The organism is Pseudofrankia saprophytica, from assembly GCF_000235425.2.
In the GTDB taxonomy this organism is placed as follows: Bacteria; Actinomycetota; Actinomycetes; order Frankiales; family Frankiaceae; genus Pseudofrankia; species Pseudofrankia saprophytica.
Map to the genome: position 1 here is coordinate 5963580 of NZ_KI912266.1, position 22391 is coordinate 5985970.

The window sequence follows — 22391 nt, forward strand, 5'->3', positions numbered from 1 at the left end:
TTCAGCCGGGCTTTTCCATGTCAACGAACTCCACGGGCCCGTAACCGTCGAACGTCTCGGTATGCCGGCCGGTCTCGATGAAACCGAGGCGCCGGTACAGGCGGATGGCGCGTTCGTTGAAGGCCGCGACATCGAGCACCACGCGGCACCGGCCGTAGATAGGGCGGGCGAACTCCAGGCCCGCCAGCACGAACTGCTCGCCGAGCCCACGACCAGTGAGATCCGGCCGCAGGCCAAACCCGTAGAACAGCCCGTCGTCGACCGGCTCAAAGAAGTAGAAGCCGATGAGGGTGCCGTCGTCGTCGCGCACGGCGAAGAAGAGCTCGGGGTTCTTCACGGGTAGGCCGTCGGTGTCGTAGAAGTCGTAAGGCGGGTCGTAGCGCCAGGCGTCGCGTTCGCAGAACATGGCGTCGTCCGCCGGTTCGATCCTCACAGCTCCCGCCCGTCCCGAACGCCGGTCCCACCCCATCAGCGCGATTCTCCCACAGCAGGCGGTGGCTGGACACCGCCATGGAATGCTGGCCCTACCGCGTCCGCTGGGCGTGACGGGCAGACCGTCCAGCGGCGTCGAGCCCGTTCTCGGCCTCCCCCACTGGACCCAGACTGCGGTCACGTTCAGTAGTTGACAATGGAGCCCAGATCCCGTCAGCACTAGCAAGAACTGCTCAACTGGCTCCGCCGCGCGACCACAGTTTTGCTCACATAGCTGCGAACCCCAAGGATCGGCTGCTCATCTTCGCTCGATCCCTACAATGCCTGTAGGGATCGGATCGCGCTGGGAGTCGCCGTCCGTCGTTGGCGAGGATCCAGCGAACGGCCTGACCTACTGGGCAAGCTTGCTGGTCACGGCCCGGTCGGCCTCTCGCTGTGCAGCCTGCTGGCAGTGCCAGTGCGCGCCGCGGGGACGCGCCCGGCGCGCTGGCGGCTTGCCAGCAACGGCGATTCTCTCCATACGGATTCGTCGTTCCGGTCAGATCCCTATAGTGCCCATGGGATTGGTCCCAGTGGGGTGGATGGCGCACGGCCCGGTCCACGCTTAGCTGGCTGGCCGACCGGCACCGCCTCGCCCGGTGGCCCTGTTCCTGCCGAAAAATACGTCTGGGCTGGTCAGGCTGCGTGTTCGTATTCGTGCAGGATGCCGGCGAGGCGGTCGCGTCTGCGGATGTCTAGGTGGGCGAGCCGGTTCGGGTCGGTGATCGGTTCGGGCAGCGGTTGGAGTGGCCTGGCATCGGCGATGCCCTGATGTGACCGATGATCGTTGTAGAACGCCTCGTATGCGCGGAGAGCATGCAGGAGGTGGCGCTGGTTCCAGATCAAGGTTCGGTCGAGGAGCTCCCGGCGGCAGGTTCCTACCCACCTTTCCATGATCGCGTTCATGCGTGGGACTCGGACGCCGCTGCGGACGACTGTGATCCCGGCGTCGGCGAGGATCACGTCGAACAGGGCCGGGTATTTGCTGTCTCGGTCGCGGATGAGGTAGCGGGCGGTGCAGCCGGCGTCGTGGAGGTCCATGGCGAGGTTGCGGGCGGCCTGGGTCACCCACGCGGCGGTGGGGTGCGCGGTGGCGCCGAGGATCCGGATGCGGCGGGTGGAGTGTTCGATCACCGCGAGGATGTACAGCCGTGTCCCGGTCAGGGTCAGGGTCTCGCGGAAGTCGGCGGCGAGCAGGCCGTTGGCCTGGGAACGTAGGAAGTCGGCCCAGGTGGTCGCGGTGCGGTCGGGTGCGGGTCGACGCCTGCGGCGCGAAGGATCTCCCAGACCGTGGAAGGGGCGACCTTCACGCCGAGTACCAGCAGTGTGCCTGCCGAATATGCCATCCGCCCTGGTCAGGGCGGTCGCAGCCGTCGGGACCGATCGTGGCCCTCCCAGCGTCCGGCCCTCGCCCGGCAGGACCGGGTGCTGGGCGAGGATGCCGGTTCATGGTGCTTCGGCTGACCTACCTCGGTGTCGCGAACGTCTTCGCGCTGCTGCGCCTGCTGCCCCGCGGTGACCGCGATAAGGACATCGAGATCCTCACCCTGCGACACCAGATCGCCGTGCTCCAACGCCAGCTCGACGGCCAAAGGATCCAGTTCCAGTCTACCGACCGCGCCCTGCTCGCGGCACTCCTGCACGCGCTGCCGCGGCCAACACTGCACCGCCTGCGGCTACTCGTGCGCCCGGAGACCGTCCTACGCTGGCACCGCAATCTGATCGCCCGCCACCACGCCGCCGCCTCCCGCCCCAAGCGGCGCGGCCGGCCCCACACTGTGGCCTCGATCCGTGCCCTCGTGTTGCGTCTGGCCCGGGAGAACAGGGGCTGGGGCTACAGACGGATACACGGCGAGCTCCTGGTCCTCGGCATCAAGGTCGCCCCGTCCACGGTCTGGGAGATCCTGCGCGAGGCAGGCATCGACCCCGCGCCCAACCGGACCGTCACCACCTGGGCCGACTTCCTACGTTCCCAGGCCAACGGCCTGCTCGCCGCCGACTTCCGCGAGACCCTGACCCTGACCGGGACACGCCTCTACATCCTCGCGGTGATCGAACACTCCACCCGGCGCATCCGGATCCTGGGCGCCACCGCGCATCCCACCGCCGCCTGGGTGACCCAGGCCGCCCGCAACCTCGCCATGGACCTCCACGACGCCGCCTCGACCGCCCGTTTCCTCATCCGCGACCGCGACGGCAAATACCCAGCCCTGTTCGATGCGATCCTCGCCGACGCCGGAATCACGGTCGTGCGAGGCGGTGTTCAAGCCCCACGGATGAACGCGATCATGGAACGGTGGGTACGGACCTGCCGCCGAGAACTGCTCGACCAGACCCTGATTTGGAACCAGCGCCATCTTCTGCACGCACTCCGTACATACGAGGCGTTCTATAACACGCACCGACCACACCAGGGCATCGCCAACGCCAGACCACGGCGCCCGCTGCCCGAACCGATCACCGACCCGAACCGGCTCACCCACCTCACCATCCACCGACACGACCGGCTCGGCGGGATCCTGCACGAGTACGAGCATGCAGCCTGACCTGCCCGGACGTACTTTTCGGCAGGTACACCGCGCTGGGTGACGTTATCGGACGAATCCCAACACTCGCCCAGTAGTCCCCGAGGACAGGGACCTCCTACGGCCAGAGTGACAGACGGTGAGCGGGGGGCGGGGAGCGGGGAGCGGGGAGCCCACACGGTGGTAGACGCCACCTCGCCTCACGCTGTCTGCGGGCCGGCGGCGGACGGTCCGACCGTCGCAGCCGCCGTATCAGGGACGAAGCCAAGAACCTACATAGATTTCAGTTGACTGGCAGAGTGCTGGTATTAGGCGTGCGCAGTATTCCTCCTCGCGTGGCGGCCTCGTATCGTCTCGTGGCGGATCGGATTGCCTCGCCGGCTGACGGGGGCGGCGGCGGCTTCACGGGGCGCCGATCATGTTCGGCGAGGCGATGCAGCGGTGTGTCAGGACCGTCGTCGTGGGAGGTAACCGTTCGATCAGGGCGGTTTCAGGTTGCCGCCGATGGAGGAACGCTCCTTCTCGCGGAAATCTCACATGACCAGCTGCGTTGGGCCGCGCCGGGTTACACCTGAAGCGGTGGCCGGTAAGCCAGAGGGCGGGCCGGCGTGTGGAGGGTCCATGCCGCAGGACGTCGCATTCGATCTGCCCTTTCCGCTCCGCGTCCACCAGGACATGGAAGGCGCACGCGCTCGCAACCTCGCCTGGGTCCGTCGGCACGGGCTTGTGGGTGGCGAACGGTCGGTGGACTGGTACACCTCGTGGGACATTCCCCGGCTCGCCGCCTACGGCTTCCCCGACGCCACCGGACCGGGGCTAGATCTATGCACCGACGCTATGGCGTTCTTCTTCGTCTTCGACGACCAGCTCGACGGCCCCCTGGGTCGGGCGCCCGACCGCGTAGCCCGAGTGTGCCAAGGCCTGATCGACATCATTCACGGCACCTCCCCTCGCCACGGCGACGACCCGTGCTCGGTCGCCTTCGCTGACCTTTGGCGGCGCAGCACCCATGGTGCCTCGCCCGCCTGGGCGGCCCGGGTCGCCAGCGAGTGGGAGTACTACTTCGCCGCCCACGCCCACGAGGCGCTCAACCGGCGCCGTGGGGTGCCGGCCGACATGGAGCAGTACCTCCAGGTCCGGCGGGGCATCGCCGGGACGACACTGCCGCTGTCGCTGGGGGAACACGCCGCAGGCCTCACGCTGCCTCCAGCCGTGTTCCACAGCCCGCAGCTCAGGATCATGCGAGAGATCGCCATCGACATCACGCTGATGTGCAACGACGTGTACTCCCTGGAGAAGGAGGAAGCGCGCGGGGACATGGACAACCTCGTCCTGGTTCTCGAACACACCCGGCACTACACCCGCGACGAGGCGGTCGCTGCGGCTCAAGGGGAAGTCCACCGACGCTGCACCCGCTTCCAGGAGCTGGCCCACGACGTCCCGGCCATGTGCACCCACCTCGCACTCCCCGCCACGCAGCGCGCCACCGTGACCACCTATGTCGGCGTCCTAACCGCCTGGATCTGCGGCTATCACGCGTGGGAAACCGAGACCCTGCGCTACACCACCGCGCTGGAGGTCCTCCCTCGGACCGGCCCCGGATTCTTCGAAAACGTCTTGGAAGATCCAGGTCCCACTGATTCGTCAAGACCGTGAAGTCAATCTCTGCCGACCATTGGCGCGAATAAAACTCACTCGATTGGTGGAGTGCCGTTATTTGAACCCTGCCGTATTCGCGATCGCCGGCTCGGAGGCGGTCCGATATCCCACGCTGACTACGCGCCGCAGTGTAATGGCTGGGCCTCGCCATGGCTGACGGCAGCGGGGCTGGACCCGGCCGGCATCGCTCTTGGGCGTCAGGCCCCTTGGCTCGACACCGCGGTCTCGGTCCCGCGTAGTAGGCAGCCCTGCTCAATGTCCTACTGGCGGCGGGCCACGCTCGGCAACTGGTTGGACAAGCTGGCGCTATAGGCCGCCCGCGCGACCTTCCGCCGTTCCTGTCGTGCCCGGTAGTCCTCCCAAACGAGGTAGATCGTCATCACGCCGTAGGCGATTGCGGGTGCTATCACCCAGTCGGCTGCGGTGTGAATACCGTGGATGATCAACCCCGCCAGCGTGAGCGCCGCGGTGTAGGCGACGAACAGCGCCGCCGCTTTGATGCCGACGTGATGCTCCCGCGTATAGGCCGTTCCCGCGCTGCCCCCCAAGCGGGCGCCGTCGTCAGCCGTTCCGGGAGCGCCACGAGCAGCAGCTGTCCGCGCGCTGGACTCCCGCCTTGCCCGTCGAGCGGACCACAGGAAATACAGGCTCGTCGTGCCCACGAGAGCGGCCCGACGATCACCCAGTCCATGGACGAGTGGAACGTCCGCAGCCCTACCAGCACTCCCAGCCCGGCGATAGTGACGAGCAACGTGATGCCGATCATGGCGACACGCCGCTCGGACGGTACCGTCATGCCTCCATTATCGCAATCATCCTCACGCTCCGCCCCTCCCCACCCGACGCCCTACGTCGGTCGTCGCTGGCGCCTATGCAGAGCCTCACGAAGACTCAGTTAACTGGCAGGGTGCTGATATTCGAACCCTGTCGTATTCGACGATCTTGATGCGGTCTCGGTGCGGGGCAGTGGGTCCCGACGCTCGACCCGCGGTGCAGGCGCCGTCCGCGGCGCACAGGCGCAAACAGCGCGCCGTCGGTCATCATCGAACGGCGACGCAGCCGGCTCGGGGCGCGCCGACCAGCCGCCGTGCACGCGCGTAGAGCAGGAGAGACGTGTGCGAGACGAGTGGAGCGTCGATGCGCGCGTCGTGCGGGCGGCCCCGCGGGCGTCTGGGCCGGGAGCATTCCCGGCCCGACGTACTGCACCATCGGTATGCTTCCCAGGCTTCTAGGGAGGATTCGATGCGTCATCGGCTGCCGGCACGGGTGAGCGCTGCCGTGTCCTGGGTCGTCGTGGCCACGTGCGCGGCCTGCGCCAACGACCTGACTCCGCCGGAGGTCACCGGCAGCGGCACCACGGCGCGGACCGTCACGTCGGCGCCGTCGAGCGCCGCCGCGGACGGCAACGGCTGGAAGGAGTACCTCGCGTTCGCCGTCGGGCACGGGTGCTCGCTGGTCGGCGCGGACCCGGCCGTCACGCCGAGGATGGCGCTGGACACCGACGACGAGACCGAACGGGCCGACGGCACCGAATACATCATCACCGTCATGACCTTCCCGCCAGGCGCCGACGAGTACACGAGGCCGGTGACGCAGACGGTGCCGTACTTCGTGCACCGCAACGGCACGGTCACCGTCGCGCAGAAGCCCGCCGCGGCGAAGCCCTACGTCTTCACCGTCGACAACCCGGTCGTCTGGCCCAGCCCGACCGAACTCGCGCGCGGCGAGTCCCGCCGGTCGACGCTCACGATGGCGATGTCGGCGACGACCCCAGAGGCGCAGAACGAGATCCGCGACATGATCACGGACGGCGACGCGCTGAAGATCTCGATCACCTACACGGTGACGGCGGCCCCCAAGGTAGCCACCATCGCGACACCGAGCGGCACCTACCAGGACATCGTCGGGGTGACGGTCACCGAGACAGACGTCCACTACGTGAACGCGACGCCGTCCGCCGCGCAGGATGGGGCCGGCGTGCTGGCGACCATCCAGGGCAAGCCGATCACCGAGTACTTCGCGCGCGGCATCGGCATGGTCGAGGCACAGATCGGCGGGGACAGCGGCTACGTCCTGAAGCGGAGCGCCTGTAGCGGCTGATCCGGCTGGGCGCGACGCCGGCGCGCCGACGTGACCGCGAATCCCCCATGGAGACATCATCGCGGATCAGCCCGGTGACCGGCGGCATCCCCGCCCAGTCGGTCATGTAGCCGGCAGGCACGAAGACACGGTGCAGCGGGCTGCCGCGAACAGCAGCCCACGAAAAACTCCGCCGAGATGACCACGACAGCCGGCCACGCAGCGGTGTCCCTACTGGGAGCAAAGGCCCAGCCTCGTACTGGTCTGGGCGGTACGAGGGATCTGAATGCCGGCAGCTGCGTAGGAAGCATGGGTAAGGCCGGAGCAGTCGGTTAGGTCGACTGCGTCGAGCCCAGATCGGCGCGATCCGCGTGCCCACAAGCTGCTGCTGTTGTAGTTGTCCGGTCGCATGGCCACCACAAGTAGCAGCGAAGCGAGCTATGCCGAGGCGGAGCGGTCGGTTGGCGATCTGATCAACCAGTTCGGTCCGCCGATCCGCCACTCGACAACGCGGCAGCGGGCCGATCGTGCACCTGGAACGCGAGCTGTGAGACCTGCGCGGCGCCGCCCGGCGAGCCGTGCTCGCTGCACCACACACTGCTCGACCTCGGCGTCATCGGCCTCACCCCTGACCGCATGCTCAAGGTGTCCGAGCTCTACATCGCCCAGACGCCATCCGGCCGGGCGGTCTACGACCTCGCGGGACGCCCGCTCGCCTCCCCCCGCCCCGGCGAAGCTCTTGTGGACGTCGAGCACATCACCTGGCATGACCGGCAGGTCTTCCGCAGCAACGCAGCCTGAAGGGCGCGCCGCCGCAAAAATGACTACGGAGGAACTGTCCGATTCTGCTACGGTCGCCCTCATTGGGGGTGGCATGATCGAAAATTCGTCGGAGGCGGGCCCGTCGCTCGGAGCGCAGCTGGAGGCGTCCGCACGTGAATTCCTCGGGATCTTCGATGCGCTGCTAGCGGCCAGCGAGTTGCAGTTCGCGCCAGACCTCGCGATCCGCCATGTAGTCGCGAAGGCGGTTATCGAGCGGCAGACTTCCGCGCTGCGTGCGGCGCTGTTGCTTGGCGACCAATGCCTTGGCAACCTGGCAACCGCCTTTGTCCGGCAAGCATTCGAAGAGCAGATCTGGCTCGCGTACGTCGAGACTCTTGACGCCGAGCCAGGCGAGCGGCTGCTCACAGCCATGAGGCTCAACGACGCGTTGCGGGGGCTAGCCGCCTTTCACAACTATGCGGGCGCCGATGCCCTTCGAGGCGTCGGGTTCCCGTCCAGGTTCGCGGATGCAGCCGGCCGCGAAACGTCGAAGATCCGCGACGATCTACGAACACTCGGCCAAGAGTTGGGCTGGCCCAAGGGAACCGTCGTACCCTCCACGAACTGGGTCGCTGAGCGGGTCGGCGCCCAAGCCAGGTACGACTACTTGTTCGCGGCGACGAGCCGGGCGGTGCACTTCTCCGCAGGGGAGGCGATGCGTAACTCGTGGTGGGACAGCGACGGGCGGATAATGATGGCTTCAGAGCGCACGAGGCACCAATACGCCTTTGCGCTGCAGCAGCTGATCAACATCGCAGTGCGCACTTTTGCGAACGCTCTTGCGATCATTGGCCCGACGACCTCACTGGCCGGCCCGACCGAGGGCAGATTCACCGCGACCGTCGAGCGGTTCGCCGAGATTAAATGGGTTCCGCTGGTCATCACCGAGGAGTTCAACCTGTCACCAAGGCAGAGATCTCGATCTCGGGCATAACCGACCGTCTCTCGGGGGATCTGGTCGACTGGTGGATTCCGCCCGCTTCTTCGGGCGAATCAATCCTCTTTAGGCTGGTGGAGTGCAGTTATTCGAACCGTGCGGTATTCACCCTGCTGTCGACCTTGAGGGCCTTCCGGGAACGGGCCGCGTGGGCGAGCTCGGGTGAGCTGGCACGGTCGCGCCCGCCCGTCTCCCCCTCCTCCGAGCTTGCGCTGAAGGGGACGGTTGGCCGTGGTGGCGCCAGATTTATCGCTTCGCAACGGGCAGCAGGCCGCGGGCCAACGACGTGTGACAGCCGGGTCGATGACCATGCATGCTGTCCGGGAGCATGCCGTGCGATCTCGTCGCGCATGCCTGGGATCGGGGGTACGCATGGGAGAAGGGCTCACGACTGGCGAGATCGGCGCACTCGCGGAGCTGTTCACGGATCCGCTGTCTGCCGGTCAGTTGTTGAACGGGGCCGGTCTTCGCCGAGCGCATCATCCAGCATGGGTGGCGGGACTGAGCGCGCACCTTTTCTGGTCGGAGGTGTCGCGCCTGCTTGCCGCGGGTGTGTTGGCTGACGGCCGGGACCGGCTTCTGGCCGCGGCGCATGCCTGGTTTCCCGCCAATCCGGCGTTCGTGGGTGGCCCGCTGCCCGGCGGCGCCGCGGGCGACGTGGTCGCCGCGGTCGTCGCCGCCCGCCTGGCCTGCCTAGAGGTCATGTGGCTGGTCGCAGACGCCACTGCCCGGTCGTTCGGTAGCGCCGTCGCCCGCAAGGGAGCCCGCAGGTTCGCCCAGCGCGCTGCCCGAGAACACGGCACTGACGCCGACGCCCTTCCGGCTGGCAACGCCCGAGGCCTCGCCCGCGCGGGCGGCGACCGACTCGCGGACTGGCTCGACCAAGGGCGTGGCCGTTCCCTTGACCGCGCGCACCAGCTGACCGACCAGCTGGCCGCCGCCTTGGACCGCGCCCGTGAACTTGGCGGCGATGACAGCCCCGGGCTCGACCGGGCGTGTTACCTGGCACACGATCTTGTCAACCGGCTACGGATCCCCGCCCTTCGCGATCTGCGGACAATGTTGGACACGCTCAACGACCTCGGCGAGCACCTGATGGGCACGGTCACGGTCGAGGCCTCCGGACTGGACCTGTCCGCGCTGAAGGGCGTCGGCCTCGACGGCCTCGACCTGCTGGCCGGCGTGACCTGGACCGAGGAGACAACCTGGCCACCTCACCTGACCGAACCTCTACGCGCACGGTCCATCGAGACCAGCCCCGGTATCTACCAGATACGCGGTGACGAGGCCTGGGCACTGGCCTTCGCGGACGTCGACCGGCAGCTCGACGACGTCACGGCCACGCCAGCTCCCACACAGCGTCGCGAGACGAGCGGACCAGAAGACATGACCAGCGACGAACCCGCCTGGGCGTATAGCCAAGAGCCCGAGCCTTTGCCGCATACAGACCAGTAGGCGGAACGTTAACGATGCGGGCGCGGTACCTTAATGACCCGCTGACGACCGGGCCCCACGGTCGCGGCGGCCTCGGCCAATAAAGCTCATTTTCCCGGACGTGTCGCTCCGAAATAGTCGTCTCCCGCCCACCTGTACGGGGCGACGTGTACCACCTTGCCCTGTCCCGGAGCGCTGATCATCTGGCCGTTTCCGATGTAGATCGCGACGTGGTGGATGTTGGTGGCGGTGCCGTAGTAGACAAGGTCGCCGATCTGGAGTGGTTCTCCGGGTGGGACTACGGGGCCGGCTTCGTACTGGGTCTGGGCGGTGCGGGGCAGGTCACGGCCGGCGGCGCGGTAGGCAGCACGGGTTAGGCCGGAGCAGTCCCAGCCGCCCTCGGCCGGCCCGTCTCCGCCCCACAGGTAGGGAAGGCCGACCTGTCCCTGGGCGTAGAGGACGGCGGCGTAGCCGGCGTCGGACGGCGCGGTGTCGGCGGCGAAGCCGCTGGTCGAGCTGTACTTGTCAACCGCACCCGAAGACTTCAGTCGGTCGGCGCCGTGAGCTGGACACTGAAATCTTGGAGTGCGCCTAGTTGTGTGCGATCGTCCGGTTGATCTTTCAGTCGGAGGTCCGGCCGGCGCTCGCCCGCGGATTCAGCGCGATGTAGCTGTAGCCGGTCCCCGATTCGGTGTGGGGTTTTCACTCGTCGCGCGGGGCTGTCTGGCGATGGCGCCAGTTGTCTATGTGGGTGAAGTGAAGGTGGGAGTCGTGTCGTCGGAGCCCCGCCACAGGTACGCGGTCAGCCGTTGCCCGCATGCGCGTTCCTCGTGCGGGTTGGTGGGTGGGGGCCAGCGAAGCTGTTGGTAGAGGGCGGCGCGGTGCAGGTCGTAAGCGGTCTCGATCAGGTCACCGAAGAGCTGCGCCCGGGTCGGGACGGTAACGACAATCGTCAGCGCGGCGACGCCGAGGCCGATCGGGACGGCCAGGTAGGTGAAGGGAGCGAACGCGCAGAACAGCAGGCCCCACATGGCGGTGGTGACGGCGGTGTCGAGGCTGGCACGGATGGTGAGAATCTCCTCGCGGATCGCGTCGGGGAGCAGTGTCCAGATCCTGGGCCACAGCGCGACGGTGTCCAGGCCGTACTTGTCTATGGGGCGGCGTTCGGCGGCGCGCAAGATGTTTCCGATCGGTGTGGGCATGAAGTAAGCGGGCGCGGCGGGCCGACGACGACGGCGACGTTCCAGCCGGGTATAGGTGGCGAGGTCCTCGGCGGTGGGGGCGGTTGACTCGTGGGCTCGGTTGTAGGCCTGCTGCCAGGCCGAGGCCTCGGCGGCGGCGCGGCGCGCGAGCCTGTCGGTGAGCCGGTGATGTAGCGGTCCGGCCCATGCCGGCCAGTAGCCCTCCAGCAGCCGCAGAGCGGGGGTGGCGAGTCGGTTCATGACGATCCCGGATGCGGCGACGGCGAGCAGGACGGTCAGGATGACCGCGACCTGGGTCGCGGGGGTCTGCCGGTCGAGCCAGCCGGTCTGGGTGGACAGGGTGTGCAGGCCGCCTCGATGGCGGGCGAAGGCAGCCAGCCCAGCTAGCCAGAAGACGAGTGCGGGGACGGAGGCGGTGGCCCATCGGTCGGCGAGCTTGTTCCCGGCGGCCTCCCAGAATGCGGTGAGCACGCGGCCGTCAGCTCCGGACCAGCGGGACCTGGTGGGTTTTGCAGTCCGGAACCGGGGTGCCGATTTCTGGCCGGTACCAGACGTAGTCGCCGCCGCGCGGGCAGGTGTAGCGGTTCGCGCCGATCAGTCCGGCGTCACCGGCTGGAGAGGCCATGCCGCCGGCGCCACGCGGCACGTAGGGCGGCTGAAGGTAGGGCGGCCTGTAGTGGGGTGCGTCGGCCAGCGTCTCGGCGAGGAACCAGCGGGTGTCCTCATGTTCGTCAAGCACCATCTGAAGCTGGCTGCTGGTCTGCACCCGGCCGGCGGAGCTGTTGAGGTGGTCGGCGATCTGCCGGTCCAGAGGTCCGGCGGCATCCGGTCCGACCAGGTCTGTCAGGTAGGGCCGGATCGTTCGCGCGGCTTCCAGCACCCCGTCGTCATAGGTTCCCATCAGTCCCCCTGCGCGCGTCGTACTGATCTCACGACCGAGTTTTCCAGGTTCACGTCAGGCGCCGCTGTGGATGTGCGACGCCCACACCGACGGCATGTGTGCCCATCGGTTGCGCAGCCGGCGGGTCGCGGCATGCAGCGCGGCAGCTGCGTCGATGACGCCGTCGGCGTCAGGGAGGGCGGTGTAGATATCGCGGGCGAGGGTCGCGGCGTGCCGATCATTGATCGGCGACAGGGTGCCGATCACGTGCCGGTAGCCGGCTAGTTGGAACGCCGAGGCGAGGTGGATCGCTTCGTCGGCCAGCCGGTTACCTGGGCGGGCTGTCGAGCAGGCCGATAGGAACGCCAGCTGAGCATCGTCCAGACGCAGCCGGGCCACGTCGACCACGGTCAACGGCTGCTGCCGGTGGTCTTGGAGGAGCAGCCGACTGGCAGAAGGGTGACTGGGGTCGCTCGACCCGTGGCAGGCGAGATGCGCCCACCCCGCCGTGGGCAGCGCGGCAAGCACCGCCGCGCGGGTGGCCTGAGGTCCGACAAGCGTGCTGGTCCGGTCCGGGAAACGCTGCTGGAGCATGGCGACCTCCGCATCCGCACCGGGAAGATCAGCGGCCTCAGGGGTGTGCGGCATCGCCACCACCAGCCGGCTGTCCGAACCGAGCCGTCCTCGGTCGACGTCTCTGTCGCCTGAGTGGGTCCGGCGGGCGTAGATCAGCGCCCGGATGGTCGGGGTGTAGGACGACACCACTCGGTCAACCACCGTTTTCGGGGCGGGATCGAAGCGGGTGGCGTGGTGGCCGGCGGCGTGCAATGGCAGGAACGACAGCAGTCCGGACACACACCACCACAGCCGCGGCCACTCCTCGTCCTTCTGGGGCGGTCCGGTGATGCCTAACCGGTCCAGGACCGGGCCGGTGACGGCGTCCCACAGCCAGCCGAGCGTGTCCGCCAGCCGCCGTTGCGCGGCACCCCAACCTTCGGTACCTCCGTCTGGCGAGGACACCTCGTCGAGGGCTGCGAGGAATCCGTCCGCCTGGTCGTAGACGGCCTCGGTAGTTAGAGCCACCAGCGGCACCGGCTCCAGGACACCTCCGGTGGTCAGGATCAGCGCGTGCGAGCCGAACCGGGAGACGTTGACGACGACGACCGGACCGCTCGCCGCAGCCGCCGTCAGGTCCTGCACCGGTGGTGGACGCAGGAAACGCGCGAAGGCCGGCAGGTCCCGGATCTCGCCGATCGTCTGGTCGAATGCGTCGGCTAGCTGCCGCCGTCGCTCCACGTCGCCGCGTGCTACGTCGACGTTATGGTCCCACCCGGGAGGTGTCGTCACCGGTCGCGTACCCAAGCCATCGGCCCTGTCGAGGTCGTCACGCAGAGCGATGAACCGTCTGGCTAGGTCCGGAAACTGCTCAGCGAGCGCGGTCAGGTCGGTGCGGGTGTCCAATGCCTGACCCAGCAGGACCCCACGGCCCTGCTCGAAGAGTTCGATCGCGCGTTCCGCTAGGCCGGCGTGCACGCAGCATGCCGCCGCTTGCGATCCCAGGCCGCCTAGCTCGGCGAGTAGATGTTCCTGGTCGCCTCGGGCGAGGCTACGCGGTGCCACCCGTCCCAGGAGGTCAACGGCTGCCGCGAAACCCGCGACGGCCTCGTCCCACCGCATCCCGTCGGCAGCGGTGTGTCCCCAACCGCGTGCGGCCCGCGCGCGAAGCCGAGGTGACGCCACCTCGACGGCCACGGCGGCCCGACTCGCGGCGATCGCCTCGTCTAGATCCGCCTGGTCGCCGTACTGCTCGAACCGGAGGCTTAGGGCGGTGCCCAGGTTAGAGAGCCATGCGGCGCGGTAGGGATGATCGGGCGGGCTGGCGTCCAGCGCCCCGCGGCACGCCATGACCGCCTCGTCTAGATCGGCCTGGCTGGGTGATCGCTCGAACCGGGTCAGCAGGGCGATGCCCAGATTGGAAAGCCACGCGGCGCGGTAGGGATGAGTGGGTGGGCTGGTGGCCACTGCGTCGCGGCCGGCGGTGACCGCCTCGTCCAGATCCGCCTGGCTGTCCAACAGTTCGAACCGGGTCAGCAGGGCGCGGCTGAGGTTGGACAGGTAGCTGGCCATGCCCGGATGGTCGGGTGGGCTGGTGGCCACTGCGTCGCGGCCGGCGCTGACGGCGTCGTCCAGATCCGCCTGGCTTCCCGTCCACTCGGACCGGATAAGCAGCGCGGCGGCGAGGTTGGACAGCCATCCGGCCCGGTGGGGATGGTCAGGTGGGCTGGCTGCCAGCGCCGCCCGGCCGGTGCTCACGGCCTCATCCAGGTCTGCCTCGCTGCCCGTCCGCTGCGATCGGATACGGAGCGCAAGACCAAGATTCGCCCCTGCCGTGGCACGGTCGAGATGATCGGGTGGACTCGCCGTCACCGCGTCGCGGGCGGCGCCGATGGCCTCATCCAGATCCGCCCGGCTGCCCAACAGTTCGAACCGAGCCTGTAGCGCCGTGCCCAGGTTCGTTACCAGAGCGACCTTCGCAGGGTCGCCGGGTGCCCAGGCGGCCAGCGCCGCCCGGCCGGCTCTGATGGCCTCATCCAGGTCCGCTTGGCTGCCCGTCCGCTCGGACCGGAGACGTAGCGCGGCCACATGGTTAGCCACCATCGTGGTTCTTTCCGGGTGGTGTGAGCTGACAGCCAGCGCTTCGCGGCCTGCGCTCACGGCCTCGTCCAGATCCGCCTCGCTGCCCGTCCACTCGGACCGAATACGCAGCGCGGCGGCCAGGTTGCCCAGTCGTTTGATCATTTCCGGATGGTCGGGTGGGCTGGCAGCCACCGCGTCGCGACCCACGCTGATGGCCTCGTCCAGATCCGCCCTGCTGCCCCACCGCTCGGACCGGGTACGCAACGCCGCCCCGAGGTTGGACAGCCATCCGGCCAGGTTGGGATCGCCGGGTCGAAGGGCGGCCAGCGCCGCGCGGCCTGCGACGACTGCCTCATCCAGATCCGCCCTCCTGCCTGACCACTCGAACCGGACATACAGTGCGGCAGCCAGATTGGCCAGTATCCCGGCCTGCGCCGGATGGTCGGAAGGACAGATGTCCAGCGCCTGCCGATGCAGGTCGATCGCCGCGGTCAGCCCGGCACGGTCACCGGTACGCACCGTGTTCCGCATAAGTTCCTCGGCGCGCATCGCCGTGATCTGCAGACGGGCGATTAAGACGGGATTACGTCTGTCGAGTCGCGCTCGGAACTGTTCCAACCGTGCCCACACCTCTGCTACCGCCTTCATCGCGACGTTGCTACACGCCCCTGCTCGCCAAGTTAAGAGATCATATTGGCATCAAGGGTCGAGTTGGGTCCTGCCTACCGATCGGTCGGCTCCACTTAACGATCTAACCAGCACGATGATGGTGTCCGCCGCCCGAAGCCGGACATGGAGGACGCCGTAGGGGCCGAGGTCACCGCCGATCAGCGGACGACGCCCGACGCGTCCTCGCGCGCCACCTCGACCACCGACTCGGCCCACATCGCTGAACGGCGTGCACGGAGCGCGAGCGGCCGAGGCCGGCAAACGGCGCTCCAGGCTCCCGTCGTCCGCCGCCTGCGCCCGTGTCAGCCAGCGGTTGGCGTACTCGCTCCGAGGTAGAGCTCTGATCCCCATCGGGCACCCACCGTCGCGGGAAACGGTTCGACGCGGACGTAAGCCCCCTCGTGAGGCGCGTCCACCATCATCGCCTGGCCATTCTGGATACCAAGGAAGATGCCGACATGGGTGACCTTGGCTGGTCCGCCACCGAAGAACACCAGGTCCCCCGGCAGCAGGGGCCTATCAGCTGAAACAAGCGGGCCGGCGTTGTACTGGCCCTGGGCCGTACGAGGGATCTGGGCACCCGCGGCGGCATAGGCGGCAGCCGTCAGACCACTGCAGTCGAACCCGGGCTCGCCATTACCACCCCAGACGTAGGGCTTACCGATCTGCCCGCAAGCGAACTGAACGGCAGTCAGCGCGACGCTACTGAAATGATCTATCCCGGACTGAAACGATGACTGAAATGTAGCGCACGCTACTGAAGCGTTCGGGTTCGGTTCAGAGTACTGGGTGGCCTGGGTGAGGACCTGAGCGACGTAGGAATCGTCATGGTTATACGCCCACAGCGCCCCGGTCAGGTCGGTGGCGACGTGGTTGTCGCACAGGTAGGCCGCGGCGGCGTAGACGGCGTCCTGGGGGTTGTGGAGCGACGGCGGGTCCGCGCCGCCCGCTGGTAGCTGGTGGTGGGCGACGACCTCGGCGAAGGTCGGGGCGAGGAACTGCATGGGACCGCCGGCGCCGGCGCTGTTGGTGCCGCTGGCCACGCCCGGCAGCCGACTACGACCGTGATCGGATTCGACCTTGCCGATGGCGGCGATTGTCGTCCAGGACAGGCCGGGGCAGGTCGCGGCGGCCTGCATGTAGAGGTTCGGCGGCGGCACCTGTCATCACGATGAGCAGGACCACGGCGGCGACGGCGGCGGTGAGGTATTTGGTCGTGGTCGCTCACCCCCCGGTACCGCTCGGGGGCATCGGTGTGGGCGGGCGCAGGCCCGGCCGTGCCGAGGTGTCACCAGAGCGGCCGTCGATCGGGTCGGGGGGTCGTAGCCGGGGCCAAGCGGAGGTGAGCTGGTCGAGGGGGAGCCGTCCGCCGCGGGCCGTGGTCAGGGGCAGCCAGCGGGGAAGGGTGGGATCGAGCTGGGCGTCGGCGGGGGCGAGGGTGGCGGCGGTGGTGGCGACCGGGACCATGTCGGGCTGGTCGAGCCCGGCCAGCGCCGTGGCGAGCGTTCGCCGCGCGTTGGTCTCCCGTCCGGCGGTGGGGAACCAGAACAGCACCGGGGTGCTGATCCTGGTCGCCGCCGCGAGCCGGCCGTAGTCGCCGATCTTCAAAGCGAGCCGGCCCAGCTGTTCGGTGGCCCAGTCGAGTTCGAGGAACCATTCGATCTCGCCCCGGGCGGTGCTCCAGCGGCCGTAGGCGTCGGGGCGGACGATGTCGCCGAACGCGCGTAGGCAGCGGGTTTCTGACCACCAGGCGGTCAGGGTGCCGGGTGGGGTGGGGCGGCGGGCGTGGGCGATCAGGGCGGTGAAGAAGCCATTGACGGCGACCGTGTGCGCCAAGCGCAGCGAGTGGGCGACGGCCATCGCACGGGTGTGGCGGTAGCCGGTCTCCTTCAGCTCGATGCTGTCCTCGGCGGCGAGCACACTGGCGCCGGCGATGTCACAGACGTAGTGCGCCGGGGGCTGGCCCTGCCCGACGGGAACCAGGGGCTGGAAGCGGTCGAGGACCCGCCACCGGTAGAGCTCGAGTAGCCGGCGATTCGCGGCCCGTTGGCTGGACCAGCCGACCTCGACGATCTGGTGGGTGGTCAACACCCGGTGCTCGTGGGCCAGCCGGGTGATCCACCGGTCGCGGGGCGAGAGGTGGCGGGCGAGATAGGTGACCAGCGCGGCGTCGGCAACGACCCGGCCGGGGGCCCGGGGCGGGATGCGCAGGGCACGTTGGGGCTGCGGGTAGGCGACCATGAGAACTCCGTGGTGTCAGCTGGCGGATCGGCGGGGGTCGGCCTGTGGCTGCGGGGCCTGTGGGTCCGGCGGCGTCGGTGCAGGGGTGGGTGTGCGGCGGCGCAGCTCGCGGCGGATCTGCGCGGCCCGGCCGGGCACTGGGGCGGGGAGCTTCTCGGTGCGCAGCGTGAAGGCCGGTGCCTCTTCTCCGACGACGACGAGGCGGGTGGCCGCGTGGAAGCGGCCGAGGTTGGCCAGGTCGTGCTCGGACAGGCGGGGCTCGACGTGGCGGACGAGGCGCTTCGCGTCGGCCGGCGACATCGTGAAGTAGATCTTGCTGCGGGCGTTCGCGGCGATGCTCTCTTCAAGGTGCCGTGGCAGCTGGGCGAGGTTCTGGTGCGCCAGGGTGATCCCGAGGCGGTAGCCGCGGGCGGCGGCGAGCATGTCCTCCAGCGCGTACGGCAGCGTGAGGAAGTTGTGGGCCTCGTCCAAGAACAGGCTGGCGTCCGGCCGTTTCCCCTGGGGCATGCGGGCGCGGCGGGTGGTGGCCTGCCAGACCGAGGACACGACGATCGAGCCCATGAGTGCCGCGGTCTCGACCCCGAGGGCGTCTTGCGCGATGCGGACCAGGCACACCCCGCCGTTGTTGAGCACGGCGTCCATGTCCACTGTCGAGGGGCCGGCGGCGATCGCGGCCCGGACGAACGGCCGTAGCAGGAAGCCTCTGAGTTTGTTCATCAGCGGGGCGACGGCGTGCGCCCGCGCCGGTTCGGACAGCGCTTCGTACCACTGCCAGTGGATCGGCGGAATGACCAACCTTCCGGCAGACGAGGGTCGCCGTCGTGCATGATCCGGCCGACATCGGTGCTGGCTTTTCGGACGGCAACGGACTCGACCAAAGCGAAGACCCGCTCGAGGCCCACGGCGGCGATGATCCGCCCGACTCTGCCCTCGCAGACAGTCCAGCAGTCCTAGGTCGGCTTGCAACCGACGCAGACCGTGCGAGCCGAGTCGCGGCGAAGCGCGCGGCCTCTCCGAAAAAAATCAGGCACGAGTCCGCATCCGGACTCATTCCCAGTCCGACAACGGACCGAACAACAGATGCCTTTCCGGGCCCAGACCGGCCTTTCATATGCGCCAGATCAAGTTCCGGAGCCGACGATTTTCCCTGCACCTCCGGGCAATCGCCACACCTCGGCCGCGGTACTATTTCCACGCACGGCCCGGGTACCGCACCATGCCCTCCCGGCACTTCCTGCGCCGCTAGTCCGATCATCCCGACGGCCGCGCCGGTAACCGACGCACAACTCGCCCCGGCCCCGCGGTCCAAAAGGTCCAACAGCCGTTCCTCAGCCACATCCGTTCAGGTGATCGTTCCAAAGCAGTCAGCGGACGTGGCAGCGAACGTGGCGATGGCATTGCTGCGACTGATCCAACGGGTCATGGACCGACGCACAGGGGAGGCACCGACGGTGCCCGAGGAGATCTCGACGCCGCCCGAGTAGGCAGAAGGGAAACTCGCATGACGATCCGGTTCGCGTTCTACGGCCGCGTCTCGACCGAAGACCAGCAGGACCCGGAGGCATCCCGGGAATGGCAGCTGACCCGCGCGCGGGCGCTGACCGCGAGCCACGGTGCGATCGTCGCCGAGTACTTCGACATCGGCCACTCCCGGGCGCTCCCATGGAAGCGCCGCCCACAGTCGAACCTGCTCCTTCAGGAGCTACGCGACCCCGGGCGGGGCTTCGACGCGGTTGTCATCGGAGAGCCGCACCGGGCGTTCTACGGCAACCAGTTCAGCCTGATCTTCCCCGTGTTCACCCACTACCGCGTTGCTCTGTGGGTACCCGAGGTCGGCGGACCGATCGACCCGGACAGCGAAGCCCACGACCTGATCATGTCCGTCTTCGGCGGGATGTCCAAGGGCGAACGCCAACGCGTCAAGATCCGCGTGCGCACGGCCATGGAAACTCAGGCCCGCGTCGAGGGTCGGTTCCTCGGTGGCCGTCCGCCCTACGGCTACCAGCTCGCCGACGCCGGTCCGCACCCCAACCCAGGCAAGGCCGCCGATGGCAAGCGCCTTCATGCTCTGGAGAAGGACCCTGTCACCGCACCGGTAGTCGAGCGGATCTTCGCCCTGTTCCTCGACGGCATGGGCTTCTTCCTGATCGCGCAGACCCTGACCGACGAAGGCATCCCCTCACCATCTGCCTACGACCGGACCCGCAACCCCCATCGTGACGGCGTTGCTTGGTCCAAGAGTGCCGTGCAGGCGATCTTGGCCAACCGTCGATACACCGGCCACCAGGTGTGGAACAAGCAGCGCAAGCATGAGGAGCTACTCGACGTCGAGGACGTCGCCCTCGGCTACGAGACCAAGCTGAAGTGGAACGAGAAGGACAAGTGGGTCTGGTCGGAGCGCCCCGCGCACCCGGCAATCATCGACGAGAGCACCTTCCTCGCCACCCAACAGCGCCTCAGCACCCGCGGCCCGGCCTCAGGACGCATCGGTACGCCGCGAACACAGCATCCCTACGCGCTTCGAAGCCTGCTGTTCCACAAGCAGTGCGGCCGGCGCATGCAGGGCAACTGGAACCACGGCCATGCCCACTACCGATGCCGCTACCCCGAGGAGTACGCCCTCGCCAACCACGTCGACCATCCTCTAGCCGTCTACGTCCGCGAGGACGCCGTCCTCCCCGCGCTTGACGCCTGGCTCGCCACCGCGTTCGACCCCGACCACATCGAAGCAACGCTCACCGCGCTGGAACGGGCACAGCCCGACGACTCCCCCGCCGCGGACCCGCTGCGACAGACCATCGTCACCTGCGACCGCAAGCTCGCTCGACACCGCGCCGCCCTCGAAGCCGGCGCAGATCCGGCCATCGTCACCGGCTGGATCGCCGAGGTCCAAGCCGAACGCGCAGACGCCGTCGCGGCCCTCGAACGCCGAGGCGACCGCCACCCAAACCGGGCGAGGCTCACCCGCCTCCAGATCAAGGCGCTCGTGGACGGGTTCGGTGGGCTGCTCGCGATCCTGAAGGAGGCCGACCCGGCCGACAAGGCGGAGGTCTACCGCGAACTCGGCCTAAAATTGACGTACGACCACGAGACGGAGACGATCATGGCCGAAGCCAGACCAAGATCATCCGTGTGCGCAGTGTCTGTGTCCGAGGACGGACTCGACCCATTCCTACATGATCGGTCTACGTGAGGTCTTCGACCTCGCGCTCCTCGCCGGAGGGAACGGGGCATACCGATGACCCGCACCCCTATGACGGCTGCCTCAACCCGGCCTTGAGATCGCTCCTGCTCCTGACCCGCGCGTGTGGCGGTGCGCCAATGGCTGTCCGCTGGTGCTTCGCTACGTTCCCTGTATGAGCTACGACATCATCTTCCTGCGACGGGAGCCTGGCCAGTCGTGGGAAGACGCGATCAACGCGCTCGAGGGCCAGGACGACGCACCCGCAGACCCTGCACACCCGCCGAACTGGGATCAGGTGGTCGCGGGAGTACGCACGCTGCTCGGCGAGGTGTCAGTCCGAGAGAGTCCCCAGGCATGGGAGATCCACCATGAGCCGACCGCCATCCAGGTGAGCTGCTTCTCCGGCGAGTGGTCCATCACAGTGCCGTACTGGAGCGAGGGACACACCGCCAGGAAGATCGCCGAAGACCTGCGCGGTCTCGCCGCCATCGTCCACGCCTCGACTGGACTCGACGCATACGACCCGCAGGTCGGCGAGGCCGTCCTGTCCGATGTCTGGGCGCCGGCGCGGGCCGCCTCCGTCTTCGACCAGGTCGCCGAAAGCTTCAACACGCGAGGCATCACCCGCGGTTGAGGTCGTCGCCACCGCCCGGCTCCGGCATGTGCGAAAGGCGTGGCCTCGCTTGCCGAGGCCCGTCCAAGCGGACCGGCTCCAGACAGGTCTGGCCGTGCCGATGCGTAGGAAGGATTCCGGTGCCGCCAGGACTGATCTTTGTGTTGCACTCGATCGGAGTCGCCTCTGATCCAGACGAGTACCAGGAAACCGAGAGAGGGCTGGGCGGATCCTTCCGGCAGCTGTCAGAGCTACGGAGCGACCCGGACATCGAGCGCGACGTGTCGGAACTCGCCGGGCCGCAGCTCGGGACGTGGCTGGCAAGCCTTCCGGTAGGCCGGGACGTCGACGTGCGAGTCGCCTGGCCCGTCGACCGGATCGGCGCACGGATGACGTGGTCGACCTTCGTCGACCACGTGTCGGACCTCTGGTACCCGTCGATGGACGACGTCGTGATCCTCATCGAGGCGAACCGACTCCTCGTGCTCGACCACGAGGAGCGCATCACCCTGTCGCACCTGACCTCTCCGCCCCACAGCTCAGAAACCACGGCCGCCCCGGAGGCGGCGCCATGAGATGCCCAGTGTGCGCGTACACACCCTCAAGGTCGACCGCCGCGACGGAAGCCCTCCCCCAGCCCCGCCAAGGCGCAAAGCCCAACAGCCGTCCGATCACACGCGCCTAACAGCCATCAGCACGAACAACCTCATCCGCCACACAAAACCGCAGGTCAAGCAACCAGCAGCCAGTTGCGCGCAACACATTCAGAACCTATCTAGCCGCCCGATTACAAGACGGCCATTCCCGTGTTTCCTGCTACCGTCCAGTATCAGGAAATGCCGATTGGTCCACGTCGCGGCCACGATAGGTGTTGTGGCGGGTTTCCTGATGCCGGAAAATGCCGCGCCGTCCGTACGCACAATGAGCACACGTCGGCCACCGATGACCGTGATGCCCTACAGTCACGGCCGGTGATGGCGCGTCGTCAACTGCCGATCCGGACGGACTGGATCCGGCTACCTGGGGTGACGCTGCGCA

The 22391-nt window shown here is 68.1% G+C and carries 19 protein-coding genes; 9 read left to right on the forward strand and 10 right to left on the reverse strand.

Annotation, left to right across the window (positions count from 1 at the left end; translation table 11 throughout):
* Position 1 precedes the first annotated feature (1 nt).
* Together FRCN3DRAFT_RS0225270 and FRCN3DRAFT_RS0225275 are read right to left on the reverse strand one after the other, a co-directional pair.
* Positions 2-433 (reverse strand): GNAT family N-acetyltransferase, encoded by a 432-nt coding sequence (locus tag FRCN3DRAFT_RS0225270; protein WP_035925188.1) that lies wholly within the window; start codon positions 431-433, stop codon positions 2-4.
* A gap of 674 nt (positions 434-1107) precedes the next feature.
* Positions 1108-1605, reverse strand: coding sequence for an integrase core domain-containing protein (locus FRCN3DRAFT_RS0225275; protein WP_007516018.1), 498 nt, complete (start codon positions 1603-1605; stop codon positions 1108-1110).
* Positions 1606-1919: 314 nt separating this feature from the next.
* Here FRCN3DRAFT_RS0225275 and FRCN3DRAFT_RS0225280 point away from each other — a divergent pair, with 314 nt between their 5' ends.
* Together FRCN3DRAFT_RS0225280 and FRCN3DRAFT_RS0225285 are read left to right on the forward strand one after the other, a co-directional pair.
* Positions 1920-3017: an integrase core domain-containing protein gene (locus FRCN3DRAFT_RS0225280; RefSeq protein WP_007516019.1), complete on the forward strand. Its 1098-nt coding sequence runs from the start codon at positions 1920-1922 to the stop codon at positions 3015-3017.
* 600 nt (positions 3018-3617) lie between these two features.
* Complete coding sequence (locus tag FRCN3DRAFT_RS0225285) at positions 3618-4652, forward strand: terpene synthase family protein (RefSeq protein WP_007516020.1); 1035 nt, start codon at positions 3618-3620, stop codon at positions 4650-4652.
* A gap of 263 nt (positions 4653-4915) precedes the next feature.
* Here FRCN3DRAFT_RS0225285 and FRCN3DRAFT_RS0225290 read toward each other — a convergent pair whose 3' ends face one another.
* On the reverse strand, positions 4916-5203 hold the full coding sequence (locus FRCN3DRAFT_RS0225290; RefSeq protein WP_007516021.1) for a hypothetical protein: 288 nt from the start codon (positions 5201-5203) through the stop codon (positions 4916-4918).
* Between the two features lie 694 nt (positions 5204-5897).
* On the opposite strand from FRCN3DRAFT_RS0225290, the gene FRCN3DRAFT_RS0225295 reads away from it, so the two are divergent.
* From FRCN3DRAFT_RS0225295 to FRCN3DRAFT_RS49820, 4 genes are all read left to right on the forward strand, one after another.
* Entirely contained in the window at positions 5898-6755 is an 858-nt protein-coding gene (locus tag FRCN3DRAFT_RS0225295; RefSeq protein ID WP_007516022.1) for a hypothetical protein, read from the forward strand.
* A gap of 615 nt (positions 6756-7370) precedes the next feature.
* The gene (locus tag FRCN3DRAFT_RS54305) at positions 7371-7535 is read left to right on the forward strand and encodes a hypothetical protein (RefSeq protein WP_007516024.1); all 165 of its coding nucleotides are present in this window, start codon (positions 7371-7373) and stop codon (positions 7533-7535) included.
* A complete protein-coding gene (locus FRCN3DRAFT_RS0225305; RefSeq protein WP_131803662.1) occupies positions 7501-8490 on the forward strand; it encodes a hypothetical protein in 990 nt (329 codons plus the stop codon). The genes FRCN3DRAFT_RS54305 and FRCN3DRAFT_RS0225305 overlap by 35 nt, the downstream gene beginning before the upstream one ends.
* Before the next feature lie 375 nt (positions 8491-8865).
* On the forward strand, positions 8866-9948 hold the full coding sequence (locus FRCN3DRAFT_RS49820) for an effector-associated domain EAD1-containing protein (protein WP_007516026.1): 1083 nt from the start codon (positions 8866-8868) through the stop codon (positions 9946-9948).
* A gap of 86 nt (positions 9949-10034) precedes the next feature.
* Here FRCN3DRAFT_RS49820 and FRCN3DRAFT_RS57485 read toward each other — a convergent pair whose 3' ends face one another.
* From FRCN3DRAFT_RS57485 to FRCN3DRAFT_RS0225345, 7 genes are all read right to left on the reverse strand, one after another.
* The gene (locus FRCN3DRAFT_RS57485; RefSeq protein WP_335341671.1) at positions 10035-10583 is read right to left on the reverse strand and encodes a C40 family peptidase; all 549 of its coding nucleotides are present in this window, start codon (positions 10581-10583) and stop codon (positions 10035-10037) included.
* Between the two features lie 87 nt (positions 10584-10670).
* Positions 10671-11600 (reverse strand): hypothetical protein, encoded by a 930-nt coding sequence (locus tag FRCN3DRAFT_RS0225320; protein ID WP_007516027.1) that lies wholly within the window; start codon positions 11598-11600, stop codon positions 10671-10673.
* A 7-nt stretch (positions 11601-11607) separates the two neighbouring features.
* Positions 11608-12030, reverse strand: a complete 423-nt coding sequence (locus FRCN3DRAFT_RS0225325) for a hypothetical protein (protein WP_007516028.1) — start codon at positions 12028-12030, stop codon at positions 11608-11610.
* A gap of 54 nt (positions 12031-12084) precedes the next feature.
* Complete coding sequence (locus tag FRCN3DRAFT_RS0225330) at positions 12085-15294, reverse strand: CHAT domain-containing tetratricopeptide repeat protein (RefSeq protein WP_232794141.1); 3210 nt, start codon at positions 15292-15294, stop codon at positions 12085-12087.
* Positions 15295-15617: 323 nt separating this feature from the next.
* The gene (locus FRCN3DRAFT_RS0225335; protein WP_007516030.1) at positions 15618-16475 is read right to left on the reverse strand and encodes a C40 family peptidase; all 858 of its coding nucleotides are present in this window, start codon (positions 16473-16475) and stop codon (positions 15618-15620) included.
* A gap of 64 nt (positions 16476-16539) precedes the next feature.
* Positions 16540-17556 (reverse strand): replication-relaxation family protein, encoded by a 1017-nt coding sequence (locus FRCN3DRAFT_RS0225340; protein WP_007516031.1) that lies wholly within the window; start codon positions 17554-17556, stop codon positions 16540-16542.
* Positions 17557-17571: 15 nt separating this feature from the next.
* Positions 17572-18351 (reverse strand): TraM recognition domain-containing protein, encoded by a 780-nt coding sequence (locus tag FRCN3DRAFT_RS0225345; protein WP_007516032.1) that lies wholly within the window; start codon positions 18349-18351, stop codon positions 17572-17574.
* Positions 18352-19057: 706 nt separating this feature from the next.
* On the opposite strand from FRCN3DRAFT_RS0225345, the gene FRCN3DRAFT_RS46195 reads away from it, so the two are divergent.
* The 3 genes from FRCN3DRAFT_RS46195 (at position 19058) to FRCN3DRAFT_RS0225360 (ending at position 21928) form a co-directional block, all read left to right on the forward strand.
* On the forward strand, positions 19058-20749 hold the full coding sequence (locus FRCN3DRAFT_RS46195) for a recombinase family protein (protein ID WP_007516034.1): 1692 nt from the start codon (positions 19058-19060) through the stop codon (positions 20747-20749).
* Between the two features lie 163 nt (positions 20750-20912).
* Entirely contained in the window at positions 20913-21374 is a 462-nt protein-coding gene (locus FRCN3DRAFT_RS0225355; RefSeq protein ID WP_007516035.1) for a hypothetical protein, read from the forward strand.
* Between the two features lie 119 nt (positions 21375-21493).
* The gene (locus tag FRCN3DRAFT_RS0225360; RefSeq protein ID WP_007516036.1) at positions 21494-21928 is read left to right on the forward strand and encodes a hypothetical protein; all 435 of its coding nucleotides are present in this window, start codon (positions 21494-21496) and stop codon (positions 21926-21928) included.
* The last annotated feature ends 463 nt before the right edge of the window (positions 21929-22391 follow it).